Annotated in this window: 17 protein-coding genes; 5 read left to right on the top strand and 12 right to left on the bottom strand. The window is 68.7% G+C overall.

Annotation, left to right across the window (positions count from 1 at the left end):
• Positions 1-89 precede the first annotated feature (89 nt).
• The 4 genes from azu to LA521A_RS10120 all read right to left on the bottom strand — a co-directional run bounded on the left by azu (position 90) and on the right by LA521A_RS10120 (position 2,401).
• Positions 90-545, bottom strand: coding sequence for an azurin (gene azu, locus LA521A_RS10105; RefSeq protein WP_281778790.1), 456 nt, complete (start codon positions 543-545; stop codon positions 90-92).
• Between the two features lie 80 nt (positions 546-625).
• Complete coding sequence (locus LA521A_RS10110) at positions 626-1,441, bottom strand: DNA alkylation repair protein (RefSeq protein WP_281778791.1); 816 nt, start codon at positions 1,439-1,441, stop codon at positions 626-628.
• Positions 1,441-1,818, bottom strand: coding sequence for a VOC family protein (locus LA521A_RS10115; protein ID WP_281778792.1), 378 nt, complete (start codon positions 1,816-1,818; stop codon positions 1,441-1,443). Before LA521A_RS10115 ends, LA521A_RS10110 begins: the two co-directional genes overlap by 1 nt.
• 97 nt (positions 1,819-1,915) lie before the next feature.
• Entirely contained in the window at positions 1,916-2,401 is a 486-nt protein-coding gene (locus LA521A_RS10120; RefSeq protein ID WP_281778793.1) for a hypothetical protein, read from the bottom strand.
• A gap of 141 nt (positions 2,402-2,542) precedes the next feature.
• Here LA521A_RS10120 and LA521A_RS10125 point away from each other — a divergent pair, with 141 nt between their 5' ends.
• From LA521A_RS10125 to LA521A_RS10135, 3 genes are all read left to right on the top strand, one after another.
• Entirely contained in the window at positions 2,543-2,962 is a 420-nt protein-coding gene (locus LA521A_RS10125; RefSeq protein WP_281778794.1) for a BlaI/MecI/CopY family transcriptional regulator, read from the top strand.
• On the top strand, positions 2,955-4,850 hold the full coding sequence (locus LA521A_RS10130) for a M56 family metallopeptidase (RefSeq protein WP_281778795.1): 1,896 nt from the start codon (positions 2,955-2,957) through the stop codon (positions 4,848-4,850). The genes LA521A_RS10125 and LA521A_RS10130 overlap by 8 nt, the downstream gene beginning before the upstream one ends.
• A 681-nt stretch (positions 4,851-5,531) precedes the next feature.
• Positions 5,532-7,226 (top strand): FAD-dependent oxidoreductase, encoded by a 1,695-nt coding sequence (locus tag LA521A_RS10135; protein WP_281778796.1) that lies wholly within the window; start codon positions 5,532-5,534, stop codon positions 7,224-7,226.
• A gap of 24 nt (positions 7,227-7,250) precedes the next feature.
• On the opposite strand, the gene LA521A_RS10140 is transcribed toward LA521A_RS10135, so the two are convergent.
• Positions 7,251-7,517, bottom strand: a complete 267-nt coding sequence (locus LA521A_RS10140; protein ID WP_281778797.1) for a DksA/TraR family C4-type zinc finger protein — start codon at positions 7,515-7,517, stop codon at positions 7,251-7,253.
• 146 nt (positions 7,518-7,663) lie between these two features.
• Between LA521A_RS10140 and LA521A_RS10145 the strand changes: the two genes are divergently transcribed.
• Both LA521A_RS10145 and LA521A_RS10150 read left to right on the top strand, forming a co-directional pair.
• Positions 7,664-8,764 (top strand): tetratricopeptide repeat protein, encoded by a 1,101-nt coding sequence (locus tag LA521A_RS10145; RefSeq protein ID WP_281778798.1) that lies wholly within the window; start codon positions 7,664-7,666, stop codon positions 8,762-8,764.
• A gap of 88 nt (positions 8,765-8,852) precedes the next feature.
• Positions 8,853-9,665 carry a TIGR04325 family methyltransferase gene (locus LA521A_RS10150; protein ID WP_281778799.1) on the top strand — a complete coding sequence of 271 codons (813 nt, stop codon included), beginning with the start codon at positions 8,853-8,855 and terminating at the stop codon, positions 9,663-9,665.
• A 135-nt stretch (positions 9,666-9,800) separates the two neighbouring features.
• Here the strand turns inward: LA521A_RS10150 and LA521A_RS10155 are convergent, their stop codons facing one another.
• From LA521A_RS10155 to LA521A_RS10185, 7 genes are all read right to left on the bottom strand, one after another.
• Positions 9,801-10,352, bottom strand: a complete 552-nt coding sequence (locus LA521A_RS10155; RefSeq protein WP_281778800.1) for a DUF4136 domain-containing protein — start codon at positions 10,350-10,352, stop codon at positions 9,801-9,803.
• A 289-nt stretch (positions 10,353-10,641) separates the two neighbouring features.
• Entirely contained in the window at positions 10,642-12,081 is a 1,440-nt protein-coding gene (locus tag LA521A_RS10160; RefSeq protein ID WP_281778801.1) for a transporter, read from the bottom strand.
• Positions 12,082-12,172: 91 nt separating this feature from the next.
• Positions 12,173-12,682, bottom strand: a complete 510-nt coding sequence (locus tag LA521A_RS10165) for a hypothetical protein (RefSeq protein ID WP_281778802.1) — start codon at positions 12,680-12,682, stop codon at positions 12,173-12,175.
• Between the two features lie 14 nt (positions 12,683-12,696).
• Positions 12,697-13,398, bottom strand: a complete 702-nt coding sequence (locus LA521A_RS10170) for a C39 family peptidase (RefSeq protein ID WP_281778803.1) — start codon at positions 13,396-13,398, stop codon at positions 12,697-12,699.
• A complete protein-coding gene (locus LA521A_RS10175; RefSeq protein ID WP_281778804.1) occupies positions 13,395-13,841 on the bottom strand; it encodes a hypothetical protein in 447 nt (148 codons plus the stop codon). The genes LA521A_RS10170 and LA521A_RS10175 overlap by 4 nt, the downstream gene beginning before the upstream one ends.
• 131 nt (positions 13,842-13,972) lie before the next feature.
• Positions 13,973-15,322 carry a hypothetical protein gene (locus LA521A_RS10180; protein WP_281778805.1) on the bottom strand — a complete coding sequence of 450 codons (1,350 nt, stop codon included), beginning with the start codon at positions 15,320-15,322 and terminating at the stop codon, positions 13,973-13,975.
• A 434-nt stretch (positions 15,323-15,756) separates the two neighbouring features.
• Positions 15,757-17,076, bottom strand: coding sequence for a replication-associated recombination protein A (locus LA521A_RS10185; protein ID WP_281782070.1), 1,320 nt, complete (start codon positions 17,074-17,076; stop codon positions 15,757-15,759).
• Between the last annotated feature and the right edge of the window lie 166 nt (positions 17,077-17,242).

Raw genomic sequence — 17,242 nt, forward strand, 5'->3', positions numbered from 1 at the left:
GCGCCGCGCGGTGTGAAGATCGTCGTGCAACCGGCGCGTTGCGATGCAGCACTACGCATCGCAACGCGCATGGCGATCGATTCAATCGATCACTTCACCACGATCAGCTTGCCGCGCATCAGCGTGGCGTGGCCCGGGAAGCTGCAATAGAAGGCGTAGTCGCCGCCCGCCTTCAGGCGCGAGCCGGGGAACGTCGCCTTCGCGCTCTGGCCGCCGCCGATCATCGCGGTGGCGGCGATCACGCGCGGATCGTTCTTCGGCACATAGCCCGCGGCGGCACCGGCTTTCAGGCCGTCGCGCGCGATGGCGTCGTACAGCACGGTCTGCGAGACGACGACGTTATGGCCCATCGCCGTTACCGGCATCTTGCCGGTGTGGGTCAGTTCGATGGTGATGGTCGGGCACGAGGCGGACACCGTCGCGCTCTTGATGTCGTACTGCATCGCATCGTTGCCGCTGATCTTGACGGTGCAGTTGTCGGCGGCGAAGGCGTGCGAGGAGAAGCCGGCAAGCGCGAGGCCGGCGAGCAGCAGAGCGGTTTTCATGATCGTCCCCCTTAGGACATGCGCGGAATGCGCCTTGGGAGAAGTCTAGGAAGCGCGCGCCTGCACGCCCTTGATCCGGATCAATCCGCGTTGCGGCGCGTGCGTGCCGCCGTTTTCGGCAATGCCTTCTTCGATGCGGAAGTCGTCGCGTGTTGTTCGGGACGTTTCTTCTGCGCCTTCTTCGCCGGTTTGGGCGGCTGCTTCGCGAACTCCCGCAGCGCGTCCTTGCCGATCCACCGGGCACTCGCCGCATCCGATGCCGCCAGCCGTTTCGCCACGGCGGTCGCTTCGGCACGCCAGTCCGCACGGCGGCCGATCGCGCGCAGCGCCCAGTTCACGCCCTTCTTCACGAAGTTGCGCTCGTCGGCGGCTTCGCGCTCGATCAACGCCAGGCCATCGGCGTACAACGCTTCGTCTTCGAGCCGCCCGTGCAGCGCAAGGCTGGCGAGCAGCGCGAAGGCCGCGCGCTTCTGGAATTCGTCGCGACGCGACGACCACTGCACGACCTTGGCGAAGGCATGCGGCGTGCGATCGAACAGCGTGAAGCACAGCGTGTCGCACACGGCCCAGTTGTCGAAGTCGCGACACCAGCGGTCCATCTGCGCGGGCGTGACGCGCGCGGGTTCGGCGACGTAGGCGGCGAGCATGCGCGCTTCGTACACGCCGGTGTCCCATAGCGCATCGGCGAGCGCGTGATCGCGACCGAGCTGCTTCGCCAGCGCCTGGATGTCCTTCATCGACACGCCCAGCGCGTGGTCGGAAGGAATCGCGAAACGCGCCATGCCATCGCGCGCGGCGTCGGAGGCGTGCGCGCGCAGCCATGCCAGCGCCTGTGTCGTGCGTGCGTCGATCGATGCCTCGGACGACGGGCTGGCTGGGGAAATGCGCGCGGACATCAGCCTCTTGCCCCCGTTTTCAACTGATGCAACAGCAGCGAGTTGCCTTCGCTGTCCACGCACACGGCCATGCGGCACACCGGCGTCACGATGATGTCGCTGCGGAACGTCACGCCCTTGCCTTTCAGGTCGGTGACGAGCGCGTCCAGATCCTCCACTTCGAAGCCCACCGTGCCGCCCGCGGCTTCGCTCGGCTTGGACGGCGTGGCGTTGGTCAGCGCGAAACAACCGCCGCCGGGGAGGTCGTACTCGACCCACCATTGCCCGTCCTGATGGCCGTGCGAACCGCGCGTGAGCCCGAGCGTTCCCTCGTAGAAGGCCAGGGCGCGATCCACGTCGATCACGGGGTACATCGTGAAGGCGATCTTCCTGAGCATGACGGCGCTCCCTGCGGTGGATTGCGCTCGTTTATCGGCCGCCCGATGCGTGCGTCAAGGGGCCGCAGCGGCCAGCCGACAGGCGGGTCGCGCCCGCTCAGCGATGACGCAGTGCGCGCCGCGCGAACAGCACGCAGACCACCCCGAAGAGCATGTGCGCGAGCACCGAGTACGCGATCCAGTCAGGGTGCGCGAACGACGGCGAACGCCCGACGCGCGACAACGGCATCACCACGAAATTCATCACGATGTACAGCACCACGCCGTACAGCACGCCGAGCACCACCGGCCGCGAGAGCAGCGACGGATGGCGCCGAGCGACGAGCGTGTAGATCGCCACGAAGGCCGTCGCCATCAGCACATGCAACACGGCGCCGAGCGCGGCCGATTGCGTGCCGCCCGTGTAGCTCGCCTGCCCCAGCACGCCGACCGCGATGGTCTGGAAGCAGCGCCTTAAACCTTCCGCGTCCCACGAGAACCATAGGGTCGTGGCGAAGATGAAGTCGCCCAGGGCGACCAGCAGGCCGCCGATCACGACGGGGATCCAGACGATGCGCGGTGCGAACGGACGGACGGAGGACATCGCGAGGCTCCCGGTGGCGCGGCGGGCCCATCCTAGAGATCCGCGGGCCGCGGCGCCCATGACTTTCGTCATAGACAAAACAGTCTAGACAAAGTGTTCTAGATGGATCAGCATCCCCACACGCTCTCCTTCAAGCCCGCCATGACCCGCAAGTCCGCCAAGCCGCCCAAGCCCACCGCCGCCGAACTGGACCTGCTCCGGGCGATCTGGCGCCTGGGCCCCTCGACCGTGAAGGACGTGCACCAGGCGCGGCTCGCCGAACGCCCGGACGCCACCTACGCCACGGTGCTTCGCCTGATGCAGGTGATGCACGCCAAGGGGCTGCTCACGCGCGACGAAAGCCAGCGCTCGCACGTCTACGCCGCCGCGCACGCGCAGGACGCGTTGCAGACCAACCTGCTGCGCGACCTGATCCAGAAGGCGTTTTCCGGTTCGGGCAAGGCGCTGGTCATGGCGGCGTTGAACGAGCACGTGAGCGAAAAGGAGCGCGAGGAAATCCGCCAGCTCCTCAAGGACGAATCCTCCAACGACGCACGCGGCACGGAGCATCGCGATGACTGACTTTCTGGCCCTGCTGGTTCCGGCGCTCGGCCGCGCCCTGCTCCACTTCCTCTGGCAAGGCGCGCTCATCGGGCTGCTTGCGGCGATCGCGCTGCACCTGCTGCGCGACGCGCGACCGCAGGCACGTTACGCGGTCGCGTGCTCGGCACTGCTGCTGTGCGCGCTGGTGCCGGGCGCCTATGTGATCGCGCAACTGTGGACGCCGGCGTCGGCCGATGCCGCAGCGGCGACGGCGGATGTCGTGCGCATCACCGGCGTTGCGATCGTCACCAGCAGCATCGCGGCCGACGCGTCCTCGCGCCTGGACGCCGCGCTGCCGACGATCGTCCTGTTGTGGGCCGCGGGCGCCGGCGCGCTGTCGCTGCGCATGGCGGCGGGTTGGCTGTGGATCCAGCGGCTGCGCGCGACGCCGCAATCGTCGGCGCATCGGCAGTGGCAAACGCGCCTGGATGCGCTGGCGCAGCGGTTCGGGCTGCGTCGCGCCGTCGCGCTGCGGATCGTGGAATCGCTGTCCTCCCCGGTGTCCGCCGGCTGGTGGCGTCCGGTCGTGCTGGTGCCGGCGGGGCTGCTCACGCGGATGCCGGCGGATCTGATCGAAGCGCTGCTCGCGCACGAACTGGCGCACGTGCGTCGCCACGACTACCTCGTGAACCTGCTGCAGAACCTCGCCGAGGCGCTGCTCTTCTACCACCCGGTGACGTGGTGGCTGTCGCGTCGCATCCGCGACGAGCGCGAGCACATCGCCGACCGCCTCGCCGCCGATATCACCGGACAGCCGCGTCGGCTCGCGCTGGCGCTGTCCGAACTGGCGGAGTGGTCGTGCAGCCACGCCGCCGCTCCTTTCACGCCCGCCCTCGCGCAAGCCGCCCATGGAGGCCATCTGATGTCCCGCATCGAACAACTCGTCCGTCCCGGCGCGCGCCCCGTGCGCGGCGGCGTCGCCCTGCCGCTGGTCGGCGTCGCCATCGCGTGCCTGGCGTTCTACGCGCACGCGCAGATCGGCCAGGACGGCAAGCCCACGGCCGCCACCGCGGCGCAGGCCACCGCCGACGCAGCCAGCCGGGCGAAGCCGATCGCGCAGTCGCAGCCCGCGCCGAAGGCCGCGCCGGCGAAGACGCAGGTGCGCACGATGCGCCTCACGCGCGACGATCGCGATGCCTACGCGCTCGTCAGCAAGGACCGCGACGGTATCCGCATGTCGGGTTCCACCGATGACCTTCCCGAGATCGAGAGCGCCCGCCGCAGCCTGACCAACCAGGACTTCGTCTGGTTCCGTCGCGGCGGCAAGGCGTACGTGGTGTCCGACGCCGAGACGATGGCGAAGGTGCGCGACGCATGGCGCGACAGCGATCGGATCGGCGCGCAGATGAAGACGCTTGGCGACCAGATGGAAGTCCATGGCGACCGCATGGAAGCCCTGGGTGCGCAGATGGAAAAGCTGTCCGAGCAGGCCGATGACGATGCCGCGATGAATGCCGCGTCGCGTCGCATGGAACGGCTGGCCGACCAGCAGAGCGCGCTGGCCGAGCGGCAGGCGGAGATCGCCTCGCAGATGGCGAGCGCGGACGGGGCCGGTCGCGATCGCCTCGAAGCCACGATGGACGACCTGGGTCGGCAGATGGACGAACTCGGCAAGCAGATGGATGCGCAGAGCCGCGTGATCGAGCAGCGCAGCGCGGCGCTTGCCGCGAACCAGGCGCCGATGGAAGCGCTGAGCCGCCAGATGGACGAGGCCGGCAAGCCGATGGACGCCTTGGGCCGTCAGATGGATGCGCTGGGTAAGCAGCAGGAAAAGATCATCGACGAAGCCGAACGCAAGACGCACGCGTTGCTCGACAGCGCGATCGCGCGGGGATTGGCGCGGCCGATGCCGTTGTCGGCGCAGTAGTTTGCTGCCGTAGCCGATCCTGACGCGGTGCAAGCAGAGGCGGCCGCGTTAGCCCCTCTCCCGCCGGGAGAGGGGTTGGGGTGAGGGTCGGGTCGTGCGGTGCGGTGATGCGTGTGATGCCTCCCGCTTGTTCGCGCGAAGATCAAGATAGGTTCCAGCTTTCGCTGGAATGACGGTGATGTAGTCGATGTCGTGACGGCCTGGGATCGAGCCCCTCTCCCGCCGGGAGAGGGGTTGGGGTGAGGGGCGGGACATGCTGTGCGGTGATGCGCCTGATCGCTCCCGCTTGTTCGCGAAGAGATGGGTTCCAGCTTTCGCTGGAATGACGGTGATGATGCGGATGCCGTGACGGCCTGGATCCCCGCCTTCGCGGGGATGACGGGTGATGTGGCACATGCGCAGGCCGCCGCTTTAGCCCTGACCGGCCATCCATGACCGGGCTTTCGGCAGGCCACGCGGCAGTGCCGCTTTGCACCGCCTTCCTTTGACGAAGCGCCGCCCTCCATGGCGAAACGTCGCCGCTTCGGAGCGCCCTGCCCGGCCCTCCATGGCCGGGCTTTCGCCAGGCCACGCGGCAGTGCCGCGTAAGCGGCCTGCCTCAACCTTCCCACCTGTCCCCTTTCGGGCCCTGGCTGCGTTTCTTTCGAACGGTGGCCCGGTGCGCGCTTCGCACGCCGGCGCATGAAACGTTTCCCAGGGGCTGCACATTTGATCTTCGATTACCGGAATGCGTCCTCGCCGGCCGACATCGACGCGGACATCTGCATCATCGGCGCCGGCGCCGCGGGGCTCGCGATCGCCTGGGCGTTCCTCGGCACGCAGGCGTCGGTGTGCGTGATCGAGAGCGGCGGGCTCACCGCCGACGAGCGTTACCAGGCGCTGCTGGAAGGCCATTCCGTCGGCGAGCCGCCGTTCGATCCGGGTGCGTCGCGGCTGCGCGCGTTCGGCGGTACGTGCAACTATTGGGGCCGCGGCTGCATTCCGCTGGCCAACCTCGCGCCGCGCGACTGGGTGCCGCACAGCGGCTGGCCGATCGGATTCGACGACCTGGAACCGCACTACCGCAAGGCGCGCACGTTCTGCGGGCTGGACCAGCACGACTTCGGCGAGGACACCTTCCTCACACCCTTCTCGCGCGCGCCGCTGGAATTCGAAGGCGATGCGCTGGTGCACAAGACCTTCGCGTCGAGCCCGATGATCTTCGGCCACGCCTACCACGACGTGTTCGAGCGCGCGGAAAACATCACCGTGCTGCTGCACGCCAACCTGATCGAACTCGATGCGGTCGAATCGGCGCAGGCCGTGCGGCATGCGCGCATCGGCACGCTCGACGGCCGACGCGGCACCGTGCGCGCGCGCCACTACGTGCTCGCGTGCGGCGGGATCGAGAACGCGCGCCTGCTGCTGTCCTCCAATTCCACCATCGCGCAGGGCCTGGGCAATGCGCACGATCTGGTGGGCCGCTATTTCATGGACCATCCCAGCGGCAAGCTCGGCACGCTGTTCGCCGACGACCCGCGCATGCTGACGCGTCCTTACGATCGCAACGTGCCCAAGGGCCGGCCGCAGGCGCATCCGGAGATCTGCCTGTCCGACGAAGCGCAGCGCCGGCACCGCATCCTCAGCGGTCGCGTGCGGCCGTTCGCATTCGAGGAACCGGTGCCCGAAGGTTTGCAGGCGCTGCGCGACCTGCGCGCGGCGATCCGCGCGCGTCGCGGCAACGAGAACTGGGCGATCAAGGCGCGCGTGTGCGGACGTCGCAACGGCGAGCCCGATTACATCGCCAAGTCGATGCCGACCGAGGACATCCGTTCGCTCACGCTGCGTGCCGGGCTCAATGCGGGCGACATCGCGAAGGCCGTCGGTCGCAAGCTCACCCGCAAGCCGACGGTGCGCACCGAGCGCGTCGACCTCATCGGCTATTTCGAACAGGTGCCCAACCACGACAGCCGCATCACGCTCGGCGACGAGCGCGACGCGATGGGGCTACGCAAGGTGAACGTCGACTGGCGCCTGACGGAGCTGGATCGCCATACCTATCGCACGGCGGCGACGCTGTTCGGCGGCGAACTGGCGCGCGCGTGCAACGGGCGCTTCCAGGCCGAACCGTGGCTGGAGGAAAACGGCGGCATACCGCAGGTGTTCGGCACCTCGCACCACATGGGCACCACGCGCATGGCCGACAGCGCCCGCGACGGCGTCGTCGACCGGCACTGCCAGGTGCACGGCGTGGACAACCTGCACATCGCCGGCAGTTCGGTGTTCCCGACGGGAAGCTGGGCATTCCCGACCTTCACCATCATCGCGCTGAGCCTGCGCCTTGCCGAACAGCTGCGTGTGCGGCTGGAACAGGCCACGCCGCTGCTGGGAATCTGAGCGCGCGCGAAGCCTCGCCAAGCCTCAGCGCAGTTGCGAATCCTTGCTCCCGCGACGGTTGTAGCCGCTGAAGGCGGCCTCTTCCGCGTCGTGCGCTTCCTGGCAGGCGATGCACAGGCGCACGCCAGGAACGGCGTCGCGGCGGGCCTGCGGGATCTCGACGCCGCATTCCTCGCAATGCGTCAGTCCGGGGCCCTGCGGCAGCTTGCTGCGGGCGCGCTGGATGCCGTCCTTCACGGTCGCGTCGATCTGGTCCTGTACGGCGCCATCGCCTGCCCAACCGGTGGCCATGTTCGATCCTCCTGCGTGACTCGTCCCGAAGGATAGCGCCGGGGGCCTGAACTCCCCGCGCACGCGTCCACACGCGCTTTCCGCACGCAGGAATAGACTGGCGCAAAGGCGTTCAGGCGGCCCACGGGACCGCAAGGCGTTCGTCGATGCGCAGCATGGTTGTCGCGCTGTTCCTCGCATTCGCATGCCAAGCGGGCTTGGCCCAGCCGGCGACGGTCGGGAGTGTTCCGGTCGCAGGCGACGATTACGAAATCGCACCGGCCAGCGAAGTCATGGCCCTGCCCGCGTCGCTGCGCGAGCGCGTGCAGCGCGAGATCCTCCACGACAATCCCGGCCCGCACGAGCGCCTGGAACGGCTGGGCGTCTTCCTGTTCTCGCCCGACGGTCTGGGCATGACGTACGTGGAAACGGCGAACCTCACCGTCGCGCAGGCGTACGAGGCGCGCAGCGCGAACTGCCTCAGCTTCACGATGCTGTTCCTCGCGCTGGCGAAGGAAACCGGACTGGACGCGGCCCCGCAGGAGATCGAGCAGATCCTCGGTTTCCGCCAGGCCGACGGCACGCTGTACCTGAGCAACCACGTCAACGCGATCGTGCGCATGGGCGTGCGTCGCTACACGGTGGATGTCGCCGGCGACCAGATCATCCCGCGCGATCCGCCGCAACCGATCACCATCGAACGCCTCATCGCGCACTACTACAACAACCTCGCCGTCGATCGCCTCGCCGCCGCCGACTACCCCGCGGCGCTGGCACTGCTGGAGCGCGCGCTCGTACTGGATCCCGGTTACGCGGGGTACTGGAGCAACGCCGGCGTCGTGCGCACGCGCAATGGCGATCCGCGCGGCGGCGAGCGCGATTATCGCCACGCGCTCGAGCTGGAACCGGACAACACCAACGCCCTGTTTAACCTCGCCGGCCTCGCCGCGCGCATGGGCGATCGCCCGCTGGAGGCGCAGTACCGCAAGCGGCTCGCGCGCATCCAGCGCAACGATCCCTTCCACGCCTTCGTGCAGGCGGTGAACGCGGAAAACGCCGGCGACCTGGCGCGTGCGACGCGCTTCTACCGCCGCGCCATCGAACTGCAGCCGCAGGAGCACCGGTTCCATTCGGCCCTCGCGAACGCCTACCTGAAGGCGGGAAAGACCTCGCTCGCGATCCGCTCGCTGGCCCGCGCACAGGCGCTCAGCAACGGCGACACCCGGGCGGCGTACAGCGAACGCCTCGACGCCCTACGCGCCCGCTGACCGCCGGTCGCGTCCCCTTTTTTGCGGATAACGCGTTTGCTTAGTCCAGGACGAATGGAGGGGGACGCCCGTGCAACACGAGACGCTGATGGCCAAACGCCACCTGGTGCGCATCGCCATCGAAACCGCCGAACTGCCCGGCGTGCGCCTGATCGCGCGGCCGCTGTACCGGCGCCTGTTCAATCGCCCGTACCACGGCGGCAACGCGTACTACGGTGCCTACGCCTCGCGCGACCAGGCGCTGGCGGCGGCGCCGTCGCTGCCGACCAGCTACGACCAGCCGTCGACGACCGGCATGTACATGGACCGTCACCGCAGCATCCGCGTGAGCGACTACCCGATGGTCCACTGGATTTCACGCCTGCTCGCGCAGGGACGCCACCGCATTTTTGATCTCGGCGGCCACATCGGCGTGACGTACTACGGCTTCCGCCGTTACGTCGATTATCCCGACACGATGGAATGGCGCGTGCACGACGTGCCGGCGGTGATGGACGCGGGCCGCGACTGGGCGCGCGAGAACGATCCGAAGGGGCTGCTGCACTTCGCCGACGCGCCCGAAGCCGCCAGCGACCACGACGTGCTGATCACCTGCGGCGCGCTGCAGTACCTGGACTACACGCTGCCCGAACTGCTCGGCCGCCTGCCCTCGCCGCCCACGCATGTGCTGGTGAACCTGACGCCCGTGCATCCGCGACGCGGCTACGTGACGTTGCAGAACATCGGCAAGGCCGTGCTGCCGTACCGCGTGATGGCGAAGCCGGAGTTCGTGGCGCAGATGCAGGCGCTGGGGTATTCGCTGGAGGACCAGTGGCAGTCGAAGGAGCGTCACCTGCGCGTGCCATTCGAACCGGACTGCACGCTGGATCATTACGCGGGGTTCTACTTCAAGCGGGTTTGAGTTTGCGCGTGTCGCGACGAACGAAGAAGGCCGGCTTTCGCCGGCCTTCTGCGTCACGGGCCTGGGTCCCGGTGTTCGCCGGGATGACGGTGAATCCTGATCTGCGACGCCGTCATCAGGCCCAACTTGCTGGCATCACTTCGCCGCCGGCGCGCTTCCCGGCGGGAAGGTCGCGAACATCTTCTCGACGCCGGCCTGCGCCTTGGCGTTGATGTCTTCCGGCGAATCCGGAACCGTGCCGGACGCGGTGCCGCGCCAGATCGCCTGCTTGGTCTTCATGTCGAACATGTCGACGACGAGCGTGCCGACTTCGTAGTTGCGCACCGTGGTGGTGGCCGAGCCCATGCCCGCGCCGCCCCAGCGTCCCCAACCGTAACCGCCCCACGCGGGACCGCTGTAGAACGTGTCCAGCGTCTGCTGTTGCTGCGTCGCGACGTTGGCGACGATGCCGACATCGGCATTGGTGTCGGCGGTCTGCCGCCAGCCCTTCGCCGCGAGCTTGGCGTCGATCGCGGCGACCACGCGCTGCTCGACCAGCGGCGAGCGGCCTTCCGGTTTTTTCAGCCACGTGTAGGTGCGGTACGCGTTGAACTGCGCGGCGGGGTCGTAGTCGGTGTGCACCGTCGGCGTGCTGGCGCAGCCGGCCAGCGCGAGCACCAGTGCCGCGCCGAGGACGAGTCGTTTCATGTGCCTTCTCCGTGTTTTTGGGGCGAGAGGGAAACCCGATGCGAACTGCCGGCGCACGCTGTCGCGCGGCGCGCGCGTGATCGCGAGATAGAACCTGCGCGGGTGAAACAGGTGTGAAGGCAGCCGATGCCGGACGCCCCGGCACCGTCATCCCGGCGCAGGCCGGGACCCAGGCCGATGGAATGATAGAAGGCAGTTCCGCGCGATCGGGTCGCAAGACACTTCGCCGACCCTCACCCCAACCCCTCTCCCGCGGGGAGAGGGGCTCAAACCTTCTGCGTTGCAACGGTCAGAACGAAATCGGCACGCGCGCCGTCAACGTCATGTCCGGCGTATCGCGCGTCACGCCGACGCCGAGGGCGACGTTGAGCGACCAGCGATCGCTGAAGCGGTACGTGCCGCCCAGCAGCAGCGTGCCCAGCGTCAACCGCACGGAGCCCGGCGATTCGCGTCCGTTCTGCTTGGTCTTGCCGATCAGGCTCGTGTCGTAGCCCAGGCTGATAGATGCCTTCTCGTTGAGCGCCAGGCCCATGCCGAGGTTGAAGCCCCAGATGTCGCCCGCCTGCACGTCGCCGAGGAATTCCTCTTCGCGCCCGAGCACGGTGCGCGAGACGTTGCTGCGTTCGAAGTTGTAGAGGTAGCTGAAGGTGCCGAAGAACACGACCGGATCGGACGGATACAGCCACGTCACGCCCGGCTGGATCGCCTCGAAGCCCGTACCGGTCGGCAGCTCCAGGGGCAGGCCGGTGCCGGTCGCGTTCTGGATGCAGCGCTGCACGCAGTCGGTGGTGACTTCGAACAGGTCCTTGCCGGTGCGGCTCTTGTAGCGCAGCCAACCGATGTAGAACGCCTTGTCCGGGCCGCCGCGGTTGAGCTGGTAACGCGCGGTCGCCTCGACGTCGCCCATGCCGTGGCCGCTCGCGTTGAACACGCGGTCCTGCGCGCTGCCGGTGAAGATCTCGCGGCTGACCGTGTCGCCGTTGAGGTAGACGTACGGCACCTTCACTTCGACTTCGGCGCGCCCGCCGATGCCCATGCGGCCGGTGATCGTGCCGATGCCGGAGGTCGTCTTCACCTGGCGCACGTCGATCAGGCCGATGAGGATCGCGGGGATCACCGTGTAGCCGACCAGCGCCACGCGATCGTTCGCCGAATAGCCGTACTGCAGCGAGGGTTCGAGGATGAACTTGCCCGACGGCGTGAGCACGCCGGGCTGGTCGAAGATCTGCGCGACTTCCGGCGGACGCGTCACCGAGTCGGGCGCCTGGCCGACGGGCTTCTGCTTCTGCGGTTGTTGTTGTTGCGGCTGCGCGGCCTGCGCCTGGCGCGGCTGCGGCGGCGCCTGCGCGGCGGCGGGCGCCTGCTGCGCGAGCGTCGGCAACACCGTGCCCGGCGCGACGCCGGCGCCGCGTTCGGCGTCCAGGCGTTCCTCGTCGAGCGCGCGTTGCAGGTTCGCGACCGCCTGTTCCTGCTGCGCGAGCGAATCGCGCAATGCTTCCAGCCGCTGCGTCTGCGCGTTGATCTCGCGCTGTAGCTCGTCCAGCGAGCGCTCCTTCGACGCGGGTGCGGGCGGTGTCGCAGAAAGTGCCCCGCCGGCCTGGGGCTGCGCAGCCGGACGGGCCGGCTCCAGTCCCTGCCACTGGTCCTGCGCCTGGGCGGCCGCGGCGGCGGCGAGCCACAGGCACGGGGCGAGCATCAGGCGGCGGGGCAACTGCGGCGTCCTTCTCATGCGTCGTCCTTCTGGTACGGCCGTGCCGGGAGGTCCATCCGATGAGAACGCAGTCCGGCGACGAATGCGGGCGCGCGGCCGGCGCGCCCGTTCAGGGTGCGGTGGCGGTGACCATCGCGTTGTGCAGCGTCGATTGCGTATTGAGGTCCTGGAACGCCTGCAACGTATCGACCCCGACGTTCACCGTGGTGAGCGCACGGATGTCCTGCCCGTCCCGGGTGTTCTGGATCACGATGCCGCCGGGCGCGCCGGACGGCTCGAACGTGTTGCCGCCGCCGATCTGCACGACCACGCCCTGGTTGAAGCGCTGCAGCTCCTGCGCCTGGTCGGCGGTCATGCGCGCGACGTCGGGAATCTGCACGCGGGTGGTCGCCAGCAGTTCGCCGTTGACGAACACCGCGCGCTCGATGCCGAACGACAGCGCCGTGCCGCCGGAGGTGAGGAAACCGCCGCGCATGTCGTCCAGCAGCGCGGGATCGATGGCGACCCATTCGGCACCGAGCACGCTTGCGGGCGGCGCGGCGAGCGCGGGTGCGCAGCATGCGAGCGCCGCGAGCGCGATGCAGCGGAAAACGCCATGTTTGAACGAAGGCGAGTCCATGGTCGAACCCTCCGTCAGATGTCGCCCGGACCGCGCCGGGGCGTCACGATGTTGTACAGGCTGTCGCGCGCGATGCCCGCGTCCAGCGGCGCCGGCGGCGCGGTGCGCCAGTCCTGCGGCATGTTGAACTGCGCGCGTTCGCGGCGGTTGTGCACCACGAACAGGATGCGGTTGTCCCACAGTTTCTCGAAGCGCGAACGCGGCATCGCGCGTGTCCCGCGCGCGGGATCGCCGAGCAGCACGCGCTCGTTGCGGAATCCTTTCACCACCACGAAGTGGCGATAGCCGCGATCGTTGAGCAGCACGATCGCCGGCAGTCCCTCGGCGACGAGCTTGTCCAGCGGCTGCTCGAAGCCGTCGGCCTCGAAGCCCAGCGACCGCAGGTAGCGGCGCATGTCCAGCAGCGAGAAGCCGCGTTGGCGGATCTTCGCCTGGTCGCCGGTCTGGTACATCTGCATGAACACTTCGGCCTCGGTGACCGGATGGCCGTACTGGTAGGTCAAAAGCGTCGCGGTCGCCGCCGAGCCGCAACTGAAGTCGTACTGCTGTCGCACGGTGGTCTTGAAGCGCGCTTCCTTCAGGCTGGTCACCTTCAGCGAATACGCGCCGTTCGGCGGTGCGCGCACGTCCACCGTACCGGCCTGCGCGAGGCCGGAAACCAGAATCCACGCCGAGGCCGCCAGGATCGCGCGGCACCGGAATGTGCGCAGCCTCATGGGCCCGCGTCCGCGAACTTCACGTTCACGATCATCGCGTTCTGGATCAGCACGTTCGCACCGGTGTTCTGGATCACCGTGGAAATCCCGCTGGCATTGGCGAACGAACCGGACGTGACCGCGTTGCTGCCGGTGAGTACGTCGTCGGCGATCGCGTCCTCGACGCGGCCGTTGACGAGGATGTCGTTGTCGACCACTTGCGCGTCGCCGCCGCGCAGGTCGGACAGCGCGCCGGGATCGACGGCCGTGCCGAACGCGGCATCGGGCGCCGCTGTCGCATCGACCGGAACCGGTTCGACGAAAGCAGGCGTTACGACGACGGGCTGTGACGCGATGGACGAAAGATCGGCGTCGGGCGCCTGCTGCGCGCAGGCAAGGCCCGCCACGCACCACATCGCCACCCCGACCAGACCGCCCAATGCGATGGAACGATTGCGTTGCATCGTCATGCTCCTTGCCGATGGCTTTCCGCGTTGGTCTCGCACGATTCCCGCCGGCGTTGCCGCCGGCGGGAGTGCTCGAACGTATCCAGACGCATGGACGTCGGGTGGACGGCCATGCATCGCGGAACGCCTTACGGACCGACGGTCAGGTTGGCCTGGACGGTGATGCCCTGCTGGATCAGCGAGGAGAAGCCGCTGTTCTGCGCTGCCACCGTGATGCCCGCTGCGCCGCTGGCGGTGCCGGTCATCGTGGAGGACATGTCGAAGGAGCCGGCATCGACCATGTTGCTGCCGCCCGCGCCGCCCGCGCCACCGGTCGCGCCGTTGCCGACGCCGCCGTTGCCCGTGCCGCCCGTGCCGCCCGCACCGTTGCCGGTGCCGCCCGCGCCGCCGTCGCCGCCGGTCGCGCCGGCCGCTGCCACCGCGCCGTCGCCTGCGGTCGCCGAGCCGTTGGTCGCGCTGGCATCGGCACTGCCGTTGCTCGCGTCGCCATTGCTCGCCGCGCCGCCTGCGCCGCCGCCGCCCGCACTGGCGGTCACGGTGCCGCTGGCACCGCCATCGCCCGCGGTCGCGCCGGACGTGCCGGTGCCCGCACCGGACGTGCCGGTCGAGGTCGCGGTCGACGTGCCGCCCGCGCCGCCTGCGCCGCCGGTGCCCGTACCGCCCGCACCACCGCCGCCGCCGGTGCCGTCGTTGCCGGCATCGTTGCCGCCACCGCCGTCGCCACCGGAGTTGCCGCCGCCACCGCCACCGCCGCCGCCTGCGCTACCTTCGGCGCCCGCAGCCGAGCCGGCCAGGCTTGCGCCGCCCGCATCGCCGCTGTCGTTGTCGGTATCGCCGCCACGACCGCTGTAGTTGTCCCAGGTGTCGCCGCCGCGGCCGCCACGGCCGGCGGTCGAATCGCCGATCGTCGCGTCGCCGACGCTCGCGTCGCCCGAGGTCGCGCTGCCGTTCTCGGCATAACCGCCGGAGCCGCCATCGCCGCCCGAACCGCCGTCGCCGCCGTTGCCGCCATTGCCGCCGTAGCCGTCGCCACCGCCGCCGTCGCCGCCGTAGCCGTCGCCGCCGTAGCCATCGCCACCGGCGCCGCCCGCTCCGCCATTGGCATTGCCGCCATTGGTGGCGACATTGCCGATGCCGTACGTGCGAACGTCGTACACGGCGCCTTCGAGCACGGTCGATGCGACGATCGTGCTGGAGGTCGAGCTGAAGGTCGACGAATCGGTGTACGTGCTGGTCGCGGTACCGCCGTTGTTGGCGGCCGCTGCACCGTTGTCGGCGCCGGCCCAACCGTCGTTGTTGCGGTTGTCGCCCGTGCTGTTGTTGGACGAATCGGTGGTGCTGTTGTCGGAGTTGTCGGCTGCGGTAAAGGTGTCGTCACCCTCGCCGCCGTTGCCGTTGGTCTGTTGTGCCATGGCCTGGCCGCCGAGCCCCAGGCCAATGAGCACTGCTGTTGCCATCAAGCTGGTACGAATGCGCATTGTTGTTCTCCTTTACGTGACGTCGGCTGGCGCCCGGGGGAGGCACCGGTAAACGACGCAAGGAACTACACGCATGGCCGGTGCCAACTGTCGTTCAGGCGGGCCAACGCCTTGATCGCGGGGGTTAATGGTCCTGAACGGCGCCGACGCTGTGCGCGCCCGCGCTGCGCAGCGGCCCGAACCGGGCCCACTCGTTGCAAAACTGAAATGGCGCTTCGACGAAACAACGTGGCGCCGGGCGCGCTGCATGACGCAAGGCCTTGATGCGACGGCACATCTCGCGTCGAGGGTGCGATTCAGCCCGCGGTTTCATGCGAGAAACGCGGGACATTACCGCGACACTTCAACATCACGCCGCGCATTTGCGGTCAATCACTTACGCGCACAACCTCATCGGCGTTCGGCGTTGCGGGCCGGCAACGCCCGGAAAACGCTCAGGTTCCGTCTTCCTCACCGCTCACATTGCCGTCACGCCGCGCGGCGTCGCGTCTGGCGCGAAGGCCGTCGAGCTTCTCCTTGAGCTTGATCTCCAGCCCGCGCTCCACCGGCCGGTAATACACGCGCTCGCCCATCGCATCGGGGAATCCCGTCTGGTCGAGCGCGATGCCACCCGCGACGTCGTGGTCGTACTGGTAGCCCTTCGAATAGCCGAGCTGCTTCATCAGCTTCGTCGGCGCGTTGCGCAGGTGCAGCGGGACGTCCTGCGTGCCGTATTGCTGCACGTCGGCGCGCGCGGCGTTGTACGCGGCGTACACCGCGTTGGATTTGGCGGTGGTCGCCAGGTACACCACGACCTGCGCGAGCGCGAGTTCGCCTTCCGGGCTGCCGAGTCGTTCGAACGTGTCCCACGCTTCCAGCGCCATCGGCATCGCGCGCGGATCGGCCAGGCCAATGTCCTCCACCGCCATGCGCGTGAGGCGTCGCGCGAGGTACGCGCGATCGCAGCCGCCGTCGAGCATGCGCGCGAACCAGTACAGCGCGGCATCGGGATTGGAGCTGCGCACGGATTTGTGCAGCGCCGAGATCTGGTCGTAGAACTGTTCGCCGCCCTTGTCGAAACGGCGCGTGCGGTCGGCGAGCACCTGCGCGAGCGTCGCCGCGGTGATCTCGCCCTCTTCGCCTTCGGCCAGTTCCGCGGCGATCTCCAGCAGCGTGAGCGCGCGGCGGACGTCGCCGTCGGCGGCCTGCGCGATCTCGCCCAGCAACGCGTCGTCCACCTTCAGGCCGCGCCCGCCGAGTCCGCGCTCTTCATCGTCCAGTGCCTGTCGCAGCGCGATGCGGATGTCGTCGGCCGATACCGCTTCCATCACGTGCACGCGACAGCGCGAGAGCAATGCGGAGTTGAGTTCGAACGACGGGTTCTCGGTGGTCGCGCCGACGAACAGGATGGTGCCGCGTTCGATGTGCGGCAGGAACGCGTCCTGCTGCGCCTTGTTGAAGCGGTGCACCTCGTCGACGAACAGCACGGTGCGATGGCCTTCGGCGAAACGTTGCGCGGCTTCGGCGAGCACCTGCCGCACTTCGGGCAGGCCCGACAGCACGGCGGAAATCGCGCGGAAATCGGCGTCGGCGTATTTGGCCAGCAGCAGCGCGAGCGTGGTCTTGCCGCAGCCCGGCGGGCCCCACAGGATCATCGAATGCACGCGGCCGGATTCGATCGCGCGGCGCAGCGCCGAGCGCGGCGACAGCAGGCGCTTCTGCCCGACCATCTCGTCGAGCGTACGCGGACGCATGCGCTCGGCGAGCGGCTGCATGCCGCGGTTGTCGACGTGGAGCAGGTCGTCGGTGAGCGATGATGAGGAAGTCGTGCGGCGGGCCACGTGCGGTCTCGCGGGGGTTCACGCACACGATACCAAGGCAGATGAAAACGGTGCGTTGCCGGTGCGTTCTTCCCTTCTCCCTTCGGGAGAAGGTGCCCGA

It is taken from the genome of Lysobacter auxotrophicus, assembly GCF_027924565.1.
Taxonomy (GTDB): Bacteria; Pseudomonadota; Gammaproteobacteria; order Xanthomonadales; family Xanthomonadaceae; genus Lysobacter_J; species Lysobacter_J auxotrophicus.